Below are 14,351 nucleotides of genomic sequence, written 5' to 3'. Positions count from 1 at the left end.
TTTGCCTTCATTTGTAGGCCTCGGTCGGAGTGGAAGAAAAGACGTTGCGGAACGGGCTGAAGAGCTGCTGTGGACCGGGCCACGTCGAAGGCGCAAGGCGTGACGGCCCTCCTGGTGGACACGGGTCCACTCTATGCGATGATGGACCGAGATGACGGGTGGCATAATCGCGTCCTCGCTTTCCTGAACACCACCCGGTCCACACTGGTTGTGCCGATTACCGTCCTGCCGGAGGTCTGCTATCTCATCTCGACTCATTTGGGTGCTGAGGCGGAAATCCCATTCCTTGAATCCATCCGCCGCGAGGAACTGCAGGTGGAATTTCTCAAGAAAGAAGATCTTCGCCGTACCATGGAAGTCATGACCAAGTACGCGGATAGCGCATTGGGCTTTGTGGACGCGACCATCGTCGCCGTCGCCGAACGGCTGAAGATCAGGACAGTCTTGACCACGGATCGACGGGATTTCTCGATCGTGCGGCCGAAGCACTGCGCTCGGTTCGAGCTCAAGCCGTAACGCCGATGACGATGCACCGTCTCTGGTCTTCCTCTCCCTCTTCATGGGAGGTGCCTTTTCCGATTTCTTGTCAATCGCCTTGTTGCTGAGTCCCCCGATGGGGGCCGATCCAGAGGCGACGGGCAGGGTGTAGGGCGGCCAAGAATTGGGATAGCCATCAGGTCAGGGCGGGGGAATGCGAGCAGGTCTTCTTCAATCGTCCTCTTGTCGTTGCTGACGATGCCGCCCATTCGGCCGAGGAAGCAAGATATTATGTCTTAGCTCACACTGATGCTGGCCGGTTGCTGTTTCTTGTATTTACCATCCGGAACGATCGGATTCGTGTGATCTCGGCGAGGGACATGAGTAGGAAAGAACGGAGAATCTATCATGAAGAAACTGAAAAAGATGCCGACGTTTAAGGATGAAGCAGAAGAAGCGCAGTTTTGGTCCCGCCATGATTCGACCGAGTACATCGACTATTCACAAGCCAGGCGAAGACTGTTCCCGAACTTGAAACCTTCTACGGAAACCATTTCATTGCGACTACCGAAGTCGCTGCTCGAGCATTTGAAGATGCTGGCAAACAAACGGGACGTACCGTATCAAACGTTACTCAAGTCCTTTCTGGCCGACAGGGTGGAAGAGGAGTTTCGGGAGATGATCGTGAAGGGGGGGCGATGACAAGGGGCGGTGCCTGCTGAGTTTTGTAAAGGAGGTACGAATGAGGCATCTGGGACAATCGCACCTTAGCTGGTACCGATTACCGTCCTGCCGGAGTCTGTTGTCTCATCGCGCTCATTGGGTTCTGAGACGGAGATTTAATTCCTCCAGTCGATCCATCGTGAGGAGCTGAAGGTGGTATTTCTCAAGAAAGAAGATCTTCGCCGTACCGGACAGGTCATGGGCCAAGTATGGAGACCACGCGTTAGGGTTAAAGGAATCCACAGATCGCCGGGATTTCTCAGTCGTGCAGCCCAGGCACTGCGCTCGTTTCGATCTCAAACCTTAACGCCGATCACGATCGTTGATGGGCTCGGGTCAGTACGATCCGTACCGCTATGACCATCTGATCCTGAGAGTTATCCGCCGGAGTCGGTGCCTGCACTTGAACTAGGCCCACCTGTAGCAGCCGCTCAATCCCTCGCCCTGTAACGAAGCTCACAGCACTCAGAAACTGAGCTCGACCGAAAACTTCAGAATCCGCCCCGTGTCCAGCTTCTCCTTATCTTGCACGATGAGCGTCCATCTGCCCTGTGAGTTCTTGCCGGCCAGCGCTTTCAGCTCGGGCGTGTTGATCATGTCGTAGGTCTGCCGCAAATTGTTCTTGCCGCCGCCGGCCCGATTATGAAGGACGACCGTTGTGACTCCCGTCGTTGCCGGCGGCTTGACTCGGACCACGAGATCGCCGATATAGGTATGCTCGATGTCGACGCTGATCTTGATCGACTTCACGAGCTCCTTCTCCGGCACTGCCACTGAGATCCGGGATGTTTTGAGGTCCCGAATCGGAACCAGCTTCACGGAGGTGTGGATCACTGCAGGCGCGACGACGGTCGGGGCGGCGAGGGTGACGGCGGTCTTCGCATTGATTCGCCCATACCCGTAGAGCTTGCTGTGACCATCGGCGTCATAGTTGCCGCCGGTTTTATCGATCTTGTCGCAGGCGCGTTTCATGAGGTCCTTGACCTCATCCCATCGCAGCGCCGGATTCCTTGCGACGATCAGCGCCGCCACTCCGGCTGCTCCCGGGCAGGCGCTCGAGGTGCCGCCGAAATCGTTGACGTAGTTCCCCGCGGCATCCCCCTGGTCCCCTGGCCGGGATTGTACCCCGCCACCCCTGACCGGTCCGTCGTCCAGATCCCTGGCACCGGCGGCGTCACGAAATCGTTACTGGGAAAGGCACACCAGACGGCCTTCCCGAAATCGCTGTACACGCTTTTCTTGCTTTTGGCATTGCATGCGGCGACGGCGATGACTTTGCCGTAGCTTGCATAGCCATCATTGTCCACACTCTCGTTGCCGTTGCCGGCCGCCCAGGTGATCACGCAGCCCTTGCCGTTACGGCCGTTGGTGATGGCCCAGTCGATGGCCAACCTCGTCGAATCGGGCAGGGGGACGACTTCATCGTGAACGGGATCATTGGGATTCCACCAGTCGCCGTCTCGTGGGCCCCAACTACAGGAGATCACATCGGCCCCATGCCGGGCTGCCCAGACAAAGGCCTCGGCTTCTCGTTGGGATCCCAACGAAGAAGCCAACCGGATGGGCATGAGCTTGGCTTTCGGCGCCACCCCGGAGCCGCCATGAAATCCGTTGGCACAGGCGACGCCGGCACAGGCCGTCCCGTGATTGTCGCCGCTCCCCGGTCGTGCATCGTCAACCCCGCGGGTGACGTCGCGGGGCGCGATGACTTTCCCGCTGCTGGCGAACTCCTCATGGTCGACATCCACACCATCATCGATGATCGCGATCGTGACGCCCTCCCCTTGGCTCAAGGTCCACGCCGCCGCCACATCGACGTGCGCGTCGATAACCTGGCCGGCAACGGTCGTTTTCATGAGATGCCACTGGGGAGGGAAGGCTCCTCGCCACTGGACTTGCCGCACGAGCTCCGGATGGCACAGCTCCACCTCTTTCTCACGAAGCAGGCGCTCGGCAATCGCGAACACCTTCTGTCCGGTGCCCTCAGGCGCGCCGATGAAGTACGCGTTCCTCGCGTACTCCAGCTCCTGTTTGACCTTGAGGCCATAGGTCTTGAGCAGTTTCTTGCATGCGCTCGTGGCCAGATCATCCTCGAATTTGACAAAAAAGTTCTCGGTGTACAGAACGGGTGTTCCGGATTTCGGATCAGCCAGCACGCGGCCGGCAAATTCCGTGTCAGGTTCGGTCGTCAGTGTGGCACGCGTGCGTCGAGCCTCAGAAGTGTTTACCGGGTCGCGGTAGCGAAAGATTTCGACCCCTGCATGATGAAACCGCGCGACTTGCTCGAGCCCATCGAATATGCGGCGAGCTTTCGATGAGATCAATGCCGCACCGACCGATCGCCGGCTTCGCGTTCGGACCACGAGGAGGTTCTCGTTGACACCGAGCGTATAGCGCCTTCCTGTCTTGCCCCCGTATTGGTACGTGACCATAGGCTGTCCTCCTGTCCTGCGACTTGGCATGATTGCTTGGTTGGGCCTAGAATTCGACATGGCCAAGGCCGATCCGCTTTCAGCATTCCCCACTCGCCTTCGAGCCGGCACCGAAAAACCCGACCTCTGGTACGTCAGGATGCCCGGCTGGTTCGCGGTTCATGGGACGCTTGATCCTAGCTTGAGGCCATCAGTCGTGTTTTCTCTGGATGACGGCAAGATCCATGTGTGCCGAGGACATCTTGATCCCTCCGTCGCCACTGCTGCGGCCGACATGACGCCGGTCTACGCGATCGAGCCACATGGGCCTCCGTCCGTACCCACGGGGCTTGTTTTCGTCCGGTTTCGAGAGAACGTGGACGTCCAGCAGCGCCGTCGGGCCTTAACTCGTGCCGGATATGAGGTGACGGAAATCCTTCCGTATGCGCCTCAGGCCGCCTGGGTCCGCGCGATCGAGCAGGGAATCGCCGCCTCATTGACGCGAATACCGGCGCTCGAAGTCTTGCCCGACATCGTCAGCGTTGAACCGCAAATGCTTTCGGAGCGCAAGATACGGTAAGGCCAACGGCGTTTACCAAAGGCAGCAATTCTAATGCCCTAGATCTTCTCAAATGAAATCCACTGATCTTTGGAGAGATATTGATGCGGCAGGGCTAAGGGCGGGTAGAGAGTGTATCCAAAACAACACTCCCTTTATCTATCTTGATACCAGTAGCCTTCAATATTTCACGACAAGGTCAGATCGAACTCCAAGCGCGACCGCCGTTTCAACGCCTTGACGTCCAGCCAGAGCCGTTTGGGAATGAGGAAATTCCCGCGTCACAATTTGATCGTCAACCACCCCATCACGCGGCTGCCGATCACGTCCCCGAGCGGGTGTTCGCGATGCCGGTCGTTGAGCGCGTTGAAGACGGAGACGGCCAGCTCGGCCTTGTCGCGCCAGAGCCAATAGCCGGCACGGAGGTTGAGGAGCGTGTAGCTGCCGACGCGCGGGTCGGGCACCGAGCTCGTCGGGATCAGGCCGGCGGCGGCGAATTGGGGAAAGAAGTCGATCAAGGGATAGGTGGCGACCCCATAATAGTGCACGAGCGCCTGCGCGCTCAGCCCGTTGTCCCACTCTCCGTGGAGCCCGGCATTGAGCTTGTGCGTGGGCGCGCCTCGCCGTGCCAGCCCTGTCAGCGTCTGCCCGAGCTCCTGATAGGCATAATTGGCAAAGCCTCTGAGCCAGTCGGTGATCAGGACTTCCACTCCAGCTTCGCCACCGTAGATATCGGCGCTCCCGCCGTTCACGTTCTTGAGGAGCGACGGCGCGACCGGATGCAGGTCGATCAATTGGGAAATGTGATTGAAGAAGAGATCGGCCCGGAGCCGCAGTCGATGCTTCAGGAACCAGCCCTGATAGCCGGCTTGATACGAGACGATTTCCTCGGGCTCGAGGTTGCGTGAGCCCTGAATCGCGATGGTGGCGCCCAGAGGCGGCACCGTCGTGCGGAGGCGTTCATAGGTCTCGAAGAGGGTCGGCGGTCGATAGGCCACGGAGACGCTCAGGCGAAAGGTGTGGCCCGGCACCGGCGTGTAGAGGAGGGTGCCCCGCGGGCTGAACGTCTGGTGAATGAACGTGTCGAGATCCCACCGGACGCCCGCGACGACGGTCACCGTCTCGGTGGCCCGCCATTCATCCTGCACGTACAGCCCCAACCGATTTTCGCCCTGTGATCCCGTCACGGCGTCGCCGCTGAAGGTGTTGCGGCGATAGTTCGCCCCATAGATCACCCGGTGCGACGCGGTGATCGCGAGGGTCTGCTGGCCTTCGAGGTTGTAGGTGTTGCCGAGAAAGGTCAGGATGCGATCGCCGGTGGGGTCGGTGGTCGTGAGGAGGCCGGCCAGTCGAGGGTCGGTCACCGTCAAACTGGAGGCGTCGAATTGATTCCACCAGGCGCGCACGAACGCGTTCGGGCGCTCATAGGCGATGTTGGCATAGGGCAGCCTGACGTCGGATGAGAGACTGATCGCGCGCTGGATCGGGCCGTCGAACCGGTTCATGTCCACGAGGCCGGCCGAGACCACCACCCGCGCGTCCCCGCTCAGGTCGTACTCCGTGTGGCCGTTCACCCGATACGCGCGAAAGGCGAGCGCGTCGCGATGTCGCCACTGCTGGTTTTGATCTTCCCCGATGGACAGCCGGTACCCCAGCCTGCCCGTCCTTCCGGCCTGAATGCCGGCGGTCGTCAGGGTGCCCAGCTCTCCACCCCCGACTTGGACCGTGCTGCCGTTCATTTCCTCGGGTGGTTTCGTGATGATGTTGACGACGCCGTCGAAGGCATTGAACCCGTAGATGGCCGCCGCCGGGCCCTTGACGACCTCGATGCGTTTGATTTCCGGCAACGTCACCGGCAGGCCCTTCCAAAAGACGAACGACTGGGCGTCGATGTACACGGAGCGGCCGTCCACGAGGACCAGGAGCTTGTTCGCCAGCAATTGATTGTCGCCGCGGATGCCGACGTTGAAGTCCGCTCCCGTCATCTGCATCACCTCCATCCCCGGGATGCGCCGCAGGATCGTCGGAATGTCGGTGGCGCCCGAGTTGCGGATGTCCTCATCCGTGATGACGTAGACGTTGGACGGGGCCTGCGAGATCGGCTGTTCGTGCCGAATGGCGGATACGACGGTCTCTTCCGCCAAGAAGCGGAGCTCTTCGGCCATGCCTGCGGAGACCTCGGTGGCTGCTGAAGGAACCGCCCCTGCCGCGGCGCCCGCCAGGCAGAGGACGAGGCAGAGCACGCACCGAAGGGGGGAGCGACGTTTCGTTCTCGCTGACTGCATAGGGACGCTAAGCGGATGGTTAGGAGGGCGTGAGAATCGCAAAGCGTCGGGCGAAGCGTCAATCGGACCAAGGTAGTAGTCGCGTGCGGCGGGCCGGGTCGTCTCGCCTGCGATGCGTTCCGGTCGGGTTTGTGATACGGTGGGGCGCCGCGACCGTGAGAGACGACTCGTGGTCCGGGCCAAAGGCGAAAGAGAGAAGAAGGAAGGACGATGGCCAAGGAGAGCAAGACCAGAAAGAGCAGCAGGACCAGAACGAGCAGAATCAGAGAGTTGGCCGGCGCCACGCGACTGATGGCGGCGGCGTTCCTCACCATCGGGATGCCGGGCTGTGCATTCGGGCCGGCCACCCATGCGTTGAATGCCGATTCACCGGAGCGCGCCGTCCGGATGATGCTGCAAGCGAACGCCGACCGAAACATGGCCGCCCTCGAGGGATCGGTCGATCCGGGGCTGGTCGCCTATTCCATCGGCGGCAGGAAATACACCGGATGGCCGGAGCTTGCGCAGGAGATGCAACAGGAATTCGAAGCGACGACGCGGATCGAGATTTTGATCAAGCGCCTCGAGACCTGGGAGCGCCGAGATCTCGCCTGGTACACGGTCGAGCTCGAGTACGTCCGCTACGAGGGCACGGGCCCGGATCAGGTGAAAACCGTGCTGCCGCTCCGTGAATCGGGCATCCTTGAACGCCGGCACGGACGCTGGGTTCTCCTCCACATTCATGAATCCCTCGAGGCTCCGCCGCAGACGGTCCGCCTCGTCGATCCGGCACTCGGACCATCGGATGGGGGCGTTCGTTCGCTGGTCCCCGTGGATCTCAGCGGAGAATGGGAGATCCACGAAGAAGACAAGTCGTATCGTGCGGCGTTGGATGCATCAGGCCATGGGACCTATACCTGGCAAGAGGGCAGGATCACCACCCGTCGACTCGACGACGGGGTCTGGGAAGGCACCTGGCATCAAGCAGGGAACGATCGCGAGGGCGGCTTCGAAGTGGTGTTCTCTCCCGATGGTCAGACCGCCCAGGGTACGTGGTGGTACACGCGGGTCGGCCGGCGACGGAACATTCCGCCTCGCCGATGGGGGGGTGAGTATCGCCTCAAGCGGCTGTCGCCGCCGGCATCGAACCATGCCCGCTGACCGCGCTCCCGGCCTCCCTTCGGCGTCTTCCCGCCGGCGGCGCCTCTGTCGAGTTTCCTCACTGTATCGGACAAGATAAGCAGGAGTATTCAAACCGATACGGGAAAGTCGGCACGAGGCGACCGCTTCTCTGGGCCTCCGGATCACAGTCTGGCTTTCTCCCAAACAATCAACGCCTTGTCTCGAGACCGCCTCTAAAACGCGGGCGGCATTTCCCTTGCTCCGTTGTGCATCCAGTCGGGCCATCACGACAAAGGAGGGGTTGATGGATTGGGCACTTGTCACGTGGGGCGTGTTGATCGGCATGGTGGGCATGCTGTGGGTCGTAGCCATGGCGGTCATTCAGGACGCCGAAAAAGACCATGAATCGGCCGACGAGACCGAGGACGGAACCGGAGCACAGGCGGAGAACCCCGAACGGTGTCAGCAGCGATCGGCTGCCTGAAGGCCGATCGACCAGCACAGGAGGGAGCGTCTTGAACACCCACATCCCATCTCCTATTCATGAATCGAGAAGGCAGGCCCCGCGTCCGGCACCCGCCGGTGGCTATGGACACGCCCCTCATCAGAGCGGCTGGCAGGGGCAACCTCAAGGATCGGGTACGAGCCTGTCCGAGGTCGAGCCGGCGATCCCGGCAAGACGAAGAGGCGTGGCTCGGAAACGTCTCACGATCTACCTCCCGGTGGATCTCTTGGAGCGATCTCGCAACGCGGTGTACTGGACCGAAGGGCTGACGTTGGCGGGTCTGATCGAGGCCGCGTTGCGGGACTCGCTTGAACGTCGCGAAGCGAGCAACGCCGGCCCATTCCCGCGACGATTGGCGGAATTGAAGGGCGGCAGGCCCAAACGCACACGGGAGACCGGCGCGGACCTGAACACGCTGGCCCGTCCGCCTCTCAATGCCGTCGAAGGACGGGAGCGGGCGGATGTCAACCGCTAGGTCGAAGGGCGCGACGTCCTGAGCCCCTCGTCGGACGCCGCGCTCTCGCCAGCCCGACCATACGTACTATCTCATAAGAAGAAGGCGATGGGAGGGCCAGCGGATTTCGGTTCTCACCCCGACGCCCCGCCACCCGAAGACCCTCGCAGGCTAACCGGTCGGCTGACCGGTCACGCGTGGCGGAGGGTCTTCTTTTGTGGCCCTGCCGAGGGACCGAGGCGGACTGCCGCCTGGGCGACCTGGAGGGAGAGATCAGGAGACGGCCTACCCGGGGCTCTCGTCGTCCTCATGGCTGGACCGGATGACGGAGGCAAGCCGAGACGGGAGGGGAGCGGGCGATCCCGGCGGTCCGGACACAGGAGGCCGCGATGAAGAGGAGAGAAGCCATCGAGACGAGCACGGACATCCTCGTCGTGGACGACGATCCCGACATCTCTCAGGCGTTGCGGGACTTTCTCGAGCACGAGGGCTATCACGTCGACCTGGCGGGGACAGGGAACGACGCGGTCGAACGGTGCAAGCGGCAACAGTACGGAGCGGTGATCCTCGATCTCGGCTTGCCCGATATGGACGGCCTGCTGGTGTTGAAGAAGCTGCAAGAGCACGATGCGAAACTTCCCGTCATCATCTTGACGGCGTTCACCGCCTCGGAACGTACCGCCGGCGTCTTGAGCCACGGCGCGTTCGCTCTGCTGACGAAACCGTACAATCGCGAGCAACTGAAAGGGACGTTGGGGCGGGCGATCGGGGTCAAGGCCTTGACCGCCAAGGTCGAGACGATCGAAAGTGCGCTCTCGGCCAGCGAGCACCGTTTTCGTTCGGTGGTCCAGTCCGCCAGCGACGCGATCGTGTTGGCGGATCACACGGGGCACATCGTGTTTTGGAACCCCGCGGCGGAGCGCTTGTTCCAGTATCGCGAGCAGGAGGTGTTGGGGCAGCCGCTGACGACGATCATGCCGGCGCGCTATCGCGAAGAGCACGAGCGCGGGATCGAGCGGCTGCGGACGACGGGCCGCGCAAGGATCTTGGGAAAGACGGTCGAACTGACGGGGTTGCGGAAAGACGGCACGGAAGTGCCGATCGAGCTGTCGCTGGCCGCATGGCAGGCCGACCGGGAACAGTTCTATTGCGGCATCATCCGGGACATCACGGAGCGAAAGCAGGCCGAAACGATCCAGGCCGAGCACCTGCGGCTGGCGACCTTCGTGGCCGAGGTCAGCAGTGTGGTGAGCAAGAGCGGGACGCTCGACGACATGCTGCGAGGGTGTACCGAGGCGATCGTGCGCCATCTGGAGGCCGCCCTCGCCCGGATCTGGCTCTTCAACGAGAGCGAGCGTGTGCTGGAGCTCCGGGCGAGCGCCGGGCTCTCTACCCACCTGGATGGACCACACGGTCGTATTCCCTTGGGAGCCCTCAAGATCGGCCGGATTGCGCTGGGCCGGCGCCCGTACTTGACCAACGATTTCGCCGATGATCCCTCGGTGAGCGATCCGGAGTGGGCGCGTCGGGAGGGGATCATCGCCTTCGCCGGCTACCCCCTCGTCGTCGAGAACCGCCTCATGGGCGTCGTCGCCCTGTTCGCTCGCCGGCAGCTGACGGAGATGGCGCTGACCAGCCTGGCCTCCGCCGCCGACGCCATGGCGCTCGGCATCGACCGGCTCCAGACCCAGGAGTCGTTCCGACGGTTGAGCCGCTATAATGAGCTGATCCTCGACTCGGCCGGAGAAGGCATCTATGGCCTCGATCGGCGCGGTCAGACGACGTTCATCAACCAGGCCGCGGCGCAGATGCTCCAGTGGACGCCGGCCGAGCTCATGGGCCGGTCGATGCACGGGGTGGTCCACCATTCCCGCGCCGACGGCACGTCGTACCCTGCCGAGGAGTGTCCGATCTATGCCGCGCTGCGGGACGGCAGCATCCGTGCGGTCGATTCCGAAGTCTTCTGGAGGAAGGACGGCACGTCCTTCCCGGTCGAGTACGTGAGCACGCCGATGCGCGAGCACGGCGACCTGGTCGGCGCCGTAGTCGTCTTCAAGGACATTACGGAGCGCAAGCGGACCGAAGCGGCGCTTCGCGAAAGCGAGGAGCGCTTCCGGCAAGTCACCGAGCACATCCGGGACGTGTTCTGGATGAGCGATACCGACAAGAGGAGGATGTTGTACGTCAGCCCGGGCTATGAAGATCTGTGGGGCCGATCCTGCGCCAGCCTGTACGCCTCGCCTCTGTCCTGGTTGGAGGCGATCCATCCGGATGATCGCGAGCGGGTGCGGGAGGCGGCGGTGACCAAGCAGATCGCCGGACAGTACGTGGAGGAATACCGGATCGTCCGACCCGATGGGACGGTCCGCTGGATCCGCGATCGGGCGTTCCCGATCCGGGATCCATCGGGAGCGGTCTATCGCATCGCCGGCATCGCCCAAGACATCACCGAATTGAAACCGATGGGCCACGTCTCTATGCGCGGCTGACCTCGATATGACGACTTGGCAGTGAGGCCGGAGTGGTGCAGGAGCCTCCCGCAGCACGCATGTCCGGCGCGGTGCTTCAGCGAGCGGCTGCCCTGTTCGGGTGGCTCCTGGCCGTCGTGTTCCTAGCCCTGTTTCCCCCCGCCTCGGCGACGGCCGCCGAGATCGCCATCCTCAAATCCTCCGATATCGCGGCCTACAACCTGGCCGTGTCCAGCCTCAAAGCCGAACTCGGCGACGCGGTCTTTACCGAATACGACCTGCAAGGCGACGTCGCTCGCGGGCGGAAGCTCGCGCGAAAAGTCCGCGCGTCGGATGCCGCGCTGGTCGTCGCGGTCGGCCTGAAGGCCGCGCTGGCGGCGAAGCTGGAGATCGTCGATGTGCCGGTCATCTACTGCATGGTGCTGGACCCCGAGAAGTACGACCTGCGGGCGCCGAACCTCACCGGCATCAGCCTGCAGGTGCCCGTCGAGCGCCAGTTCACCGCCATGCATCAGTTGTTGCCGAAGCTCAAGCGCGTCGGCGTCCTCTATGACCCCGACAAGACGGGGACGGTCGTCGAGGAAGCCAGAAAGACCGCGGGCCGCTTGGGCTTCGAGCTGGTCGAACGCCAGATCCGGTCCGAAAAGGACCTCCCCTCCGCACTTCGCGGGCTGCTCGCCAAGGTCGACGTCCTCTGGCTCGTGCCCGACAGCACGGTCTTGACGGAGGAGTCGCTCCGGTTCGTCCTCAACACGACCTTGGACCGCAACGTGCCCGTGGTGGGCTTTTCGTCGGAATTCGTCCGGAACGGCGCCTTGGCCGGGCTGTCGATCAGTCCCGAAGACATCGGCCGGCAGGCGGCGGTCATGGCGAAAAAGTTCCTCTCCGCCTCACACAATGCGTTCGCCGCCGCGAACACCGTGCCGCCGGACCGGATCCGGCTGGCCGTGAATCTCAAGACGGCGAAGTATCTCGGGTTGACCGTGCCGCAAGAGCTGGTCGCCCGTGCCGATGAGGTGTACTGATGCTGCGCAAGGACGTCTCGAACAAGACGGTGTTCGGATGGAGGGCGGGGCCCCGCAGCGCGGGATTCATCAGTCTCCGCACGAAGCTCGTGCTCTTCATCAGCCTGATCGTCGTCTTCGTCTGTTCCGGGCTGAGCTGGTATTTCATCCGGCAACAGGAGGAGATGATGCGGACGGCCCTCATCGAGACGGGCTCGATCTTGGTCAGGAATCTCGCGCACAACAGTCGCTACGCGGTGATCACCGAGGACCGCGTCGATCTCGAGCAGTACATCGACGGCGTCATGGCCGATGAGGAGGTGGTGTACGCCGTGATTACGGGGGCGGACGGACAGGTGCTGGCCCGGGCCACCCGAGGCGTCGTGGCCGACGATCGGCCGCTGGTGCGGGCGAACGAGACGGCGCTGTACCCTGCCCCGGCGCTCGCGGAGGCCGCCTTCAAGGCCGGATCGGCCGAGCCGATCATCACGCCCTTCGTCGCCGTCGGCGGCGAGCGGACGGAGACCGTCTACGACTTTGCGGTGCCCATCCTCCGGCGGACCGCGCAGACGGCCCCGGCGATGCCGCTGCCGTTCTCCCTCGAGCAATTGGAGCGAACCCCCCGTGGAGAGCTGAAAGAGTCGGGGCCGCCGAAGGTCCTGAGCGTCGCCCAGATCGGCCTGACCGGAGCCCGGATGCAGCAGACCCTCGACCGCGTCGTTCGCAACGTGATGCTGATCACCAGCCTCATCATTCTGATCGGGATCGCGGGCACCGTCGTGCTCGCCGATCGGATCATCACCCCGCTCAAGCGGCTGGCGGCCGTCGCCAAACGGGTGGCGGAGGGGGACCTCGACGCCTCGGAGCAGCCGAGGACGCGCGACGAGGTCGGCGAGCTGACGGTCCTGTTCAACCAGATGACCCAGGTCCTGAAGGAGCGCGATCGAGCGATTACGAGCCAGTTGATGCAGTTGCAGACGCTGAACCGGGCCGGAGCCGCGATCATTTCCACCCTCGACACCGACAAGCTGATCGAGACGGTGTTGCGGCTCCTCGTGGAGAACCTCGGGTACCGGAGAATGCTGTTGATGCTGTACGACCCGCACCGCGGCGTCGCGTTCGGCGCCCGGGTGGCCGGGGCGTCGTCCAAGGCCAACGAGACGATGGCGCGCGTCGAGATCCCGGTGGTGGACGACGGCAGCCTGCACGCGCAATTGCTCCTGCAAGGGCGCGCGCTGTTCATCGAGGACCTTGAAGCCGCCGCCCCGCGGATCCATCCTCCGATCCTGGAGCTGGCGAGACAGGAGGGCGTGCGGTGCTTCGTCGCGGCCCCGCTGAAGAGCAGCCAGCGCATTCTGGGGTTCATCGGAGCCGACCGCGGAGAGGAGCCGTGCCGGCCGGAGGACCTCGACCTGCTCGTGACGATCGCCAGTCAGATCGCGGTCGCCATCGACAATGCCCAGGCCTACCAGGATCTCGAGAACCTCACCCAGACGCTCGAGCAGCGCGTGCAGGACCGGACTCGGGAGTTGCAGGCGGCCAACGAGCAGCTCCAAGAGCTGGACCGGCTGAAGTCGGCCTTTGTCTCGATCGTCTCTCATGAATTACGGACCCCGATGACGTCGATCAAAGGCTACGTAGAGAACATGCTCGATGGGCTCACGGGGGCGCTCACCGACCGGCAGGCCTACTATCTGGGCCGGGTCAAGTTCAACGTGGAGCGGCTCACGCGCATGATCAACGATCTCTTGGATCTGTCCCGGATCGAAGCCGGCCGGGTGGAGCTGTCGCTCACTCGGATCCCCGTGGCCGACCTCGTGGTCGACATCAGCGAGTCCCTGCACCCGGTCGCGCAGGCGAAGGCCGTGATCCTAGAGACCCGCCACTCCGGACCGCCGGTGGTCATGCTCGGTGACCGGGACAAGCTGCACCAGATCCTGACGAATCTCATTCAGAACGCCGTCAAGTTTACACCGCAGGGAGGGGAGATCACGCTCGAGACACGGGCCGAGAATGGATTCGTCCTGTTCTGTGTCGCCGACACCGGGTGCGGCATCCCTCTCCATGAGCAGCCGAAGATCTTCGAGCGGTTCTATCGTGGAGAACACGTGCTCGTCGAGCAGCGTGGCGCGGGCCTCGGCCTCGCGATTACCAAGAGCCTGGTCGAGCTCCAGGGCGGAAAGATCTGGGTGGAAAGCACACCCGGCCAAGGCTCGAAGTTCTTCTTTACGATTCCGATCGCCACCGAGCGCGACGTTCTCGGCGAGTCCTGAATGTATCCGAGCGGATAATTGTTCGTATGCAATCCGATACGGGTTCATTCTCCGTGGCTCGGCGTTTCGCACTTGATGGTCTTAGGGGTTT

The 14,351-nt window shown here is 62.7% G+C and carries 11 protein-coding genes and 1 pseudogene; 10 read left to right on the top strand and 2 right to left on the bottom strand.

What is annotated here, in order from left to right:
- Nucleotides 1-69 precede the first annotated feature (69 nt).
- The 3 genes from ACWHYV_RS18325 (at nt 70) to ACWHYV_RS18315 (ending at nt 1,179) form a co-directional block, all read left to right on the top strand.
- On the top strand, nt 70-516 hold the full coding sequence (locus ACWHYV_RS18325) for a type II toxin-antitoxin system VapC family toxin (protein WP_447977929.1): 447 nt from the start codon (nt 70-72) through the stop codon (nt 514-516).
- A gap of 107 nt (nt 517-623) precedes the next feature.
- Nucleotides 624-917 carry a BrnT family toxin gene (locus ACWHYV_RS18320; RefSeq protein ID WP_447980751.1) on the top strand — a complete coding sequence of 98 codons (294 nt, stop codon included), beginning with the start codon at nt 624-626 and terminating at the stop codon, nt 915-917.
- On the top strand, nt 886-1,179 hold the full coding sequence (locus ACWHYV_RS18315) for a BrnA antitoxin family protein (RefSeq protein ID WP_447977928.1): 294 nt from the start codon (nt 886-888) through the stop codon (nt 1,177-1,179). Before ACWHYV_RS18320 ends, ACWHYV_RS18315 begins: the two co-directional genes overlap by 32 nt.
- 486 nt (nt 1,180-1,665) lie before the next feature.
- Here ACWHYV_RS18315 and ACWHYV_RS18310 read toward each other — a convergent pair.
- Nucleotides 1,666-3,632, bottom strand: a pseudogene (locus ACWHYV_RS18310) (S8 family serine peptidase).
- A 58-nt stretch (nt 3,633-3,690) separates the two neighbouring features.
- Here ACWHYV_RS18310 and ACWHYV_RS18305 point away from each other — a divergent pair.
- Nucleotides 3,691-4,191, top strand: a complete 501-nt coding sequence (locus ACWHYV_RS18305) for a hypothetical protein (RefSeq protein ID WP_447977927.1) — start codon at nt 3,691-3,693, stop codon at nt 4,189-4,191.
- Nucleotides 4,192-4,451: 260 nt separating this feature from the next.
- Here ACWHYV_RS18305 and ACWHYV_RS18300 read toward each other — a convergent pair whose 3' ends face one another.
- Entirely contained in the window at nt 4,452-6,335 is a 1,884-nt protein-coding gene (locus tag ACWHYV_RS18300; protein WP_447977926.1) for a TonB-dependent receptor plug domain-containing protein, read from the bottom strand.
- Between the two features lie 330 nt (nt 6,336-6,665).
- Here ACWHYV_RS18300 and ACWHYV_RS18295 point away from each other — a divergent pair, with 330 nt between their 5' ends.
- From ACWHYV_RS18295 to ACWHYV_RS18270, 6 genes are all read left to right on the top strand, one after another.
- Nucleotides 6,666-7,595 (top strand): nuclear transport factor 2 family protein, encoded by a 930-nt coding sequence (locus tag ACWHYV_RS18295; protein WP_447977925.1) that lies wholly within the window; start codon nt 6,666-6,668, stop codon nt 7,593-7,595.
- A 265-nt stretch (nt 7,596-7,860) separates the two neighbouring features.
- Nucleotides 7,861-8,040 (top strand): hypothetical protein, encoded by a 180-nt coding sequence (locus ACWHYV_RS18290; protein ID WP_447977924.1) that lies wholly within the window; start codon nt 7,861-7,863, stop codon nt 8,038-8,040.
- A gap of 205 nt (nt 8,041-8,245) precedes the next feature.
- Nucleotides 8,246-8,536 (top strand): hypothetical protein, encoded by a 291-nt coding sequence (locus ACWHYV_RS18285; protein WP_447977923.1) that lies wholly within the window; start codon nt 8,246-8,248, stop codon nt 8,534-8,536.
- A 368-nt stretch (nt 8,537-8,904) separates the two neighbouring features.
- Entirely contained in the window at nt 8,905-11,004 is a 2,100-nt protein-coding gene (locus tag ACWHYV_RS18280) for a PAS domain S-box protein (RefSeq protein ID WP_447977922.1), read from the top strand.
- Nucleotides 11,005-11,063: 59 nt separating this feature from the next.
- Nucleotides 11,064-12,008, top strand: a complete 945-nt coding sequence (locus ACWHYV_RS18275; protein WP_447977921.1) for an ABC transporter substrate-binding protein — start codon at nt 11,064-11,066, stop codon at nt 12,006-12,008.
- Entirely contained in the window at nt 12,008-14,260 is a 2,253-nt protein-coding gene (locus ACWHYV_RS18270) for an ATP-binding protein (RefSeq protein WP_447977920.1), read from the top strand. Before ACWHYV_RS18275 ends, ACWHYV_RS18270 begins: the two co-directional genes overlap by 1 nt.
- Nucleotides 14,261-14,351: the final 91 nt, after the last annotated feature.

It is taken from the genome of Candidatus Nitrospira bockiana, assembly GCF_965152565.1.
Note: the sequence above shows the minus strand (reverse complement) of the source record. Positions and strands in the feature narration are given on the sequence as shown.

What these genes read in the sequence shown, in the direction of transcription:
- ACWHYV_RS18315 (WP_447977928.1), top strand. Translation starts at nt 886, where the DNA reads ATGAAGAAACTGAAAAAGATGCCGACGTTTAAGGATGAAGCAGAAGAA.
- ACWHYV_RS18305 (WP_447977927.1), top strand. Translation starts at nt 3,691, where the DNA reads ATGGCCAAGGCCGATCCGCTTTCAGCATTCCCCACTCGCCTTCGAGCC.
- ACWHYV_RS18300 (WP_447977926.1), bottom strand. Translation starts at nt 6,335, where the DNA reads ATGGCCGAAGAGCTCCGCTTCTTGGCGGAAGAGACCGTCGTATCCGCC.
- ACWHYV_RS18295 (WP_447977925.1), top strand. Translation starts at nt 6,666, where the DNA reads ATGGCCAAGGAGAGCAAGACCAGAAAGAGCAGCAGGACCAGAACGAGC.
- ACWHYV_RS18290 (WP_447977924.1), top strand. Translation starts at nt 7,861, where the DNA reads ATGGATTGGGCACTTGTCACGTGGGGCGTGTTGATCGGCATGGTGGGC.
- ACWHYV_RS18280 (WP_447977922.1), top strand. Translation starts at nt 8,905, where the DNA reads ATGAAGAGGAGAGAAGCCATCGAGACGAGCACGGACATCCTCGTCGTG.
- ACWHYV_RS18275 (WP_447977921.1), top strand. Translation starts at nt 11,064, where the DNA reads ATGTCCGGCGCGGTGCTTCAGCGAGCGGCTGCCCTGTTCGGGTGGCTC.
- ACWHYV_RS18270 (WP_447977920.1), top strand. Translation starts at nt 12,008, where the DNA reads ATGCTGCGCAAGGACGTCTCGAACAAGACGGTGTTCGGATGGAGGGCG.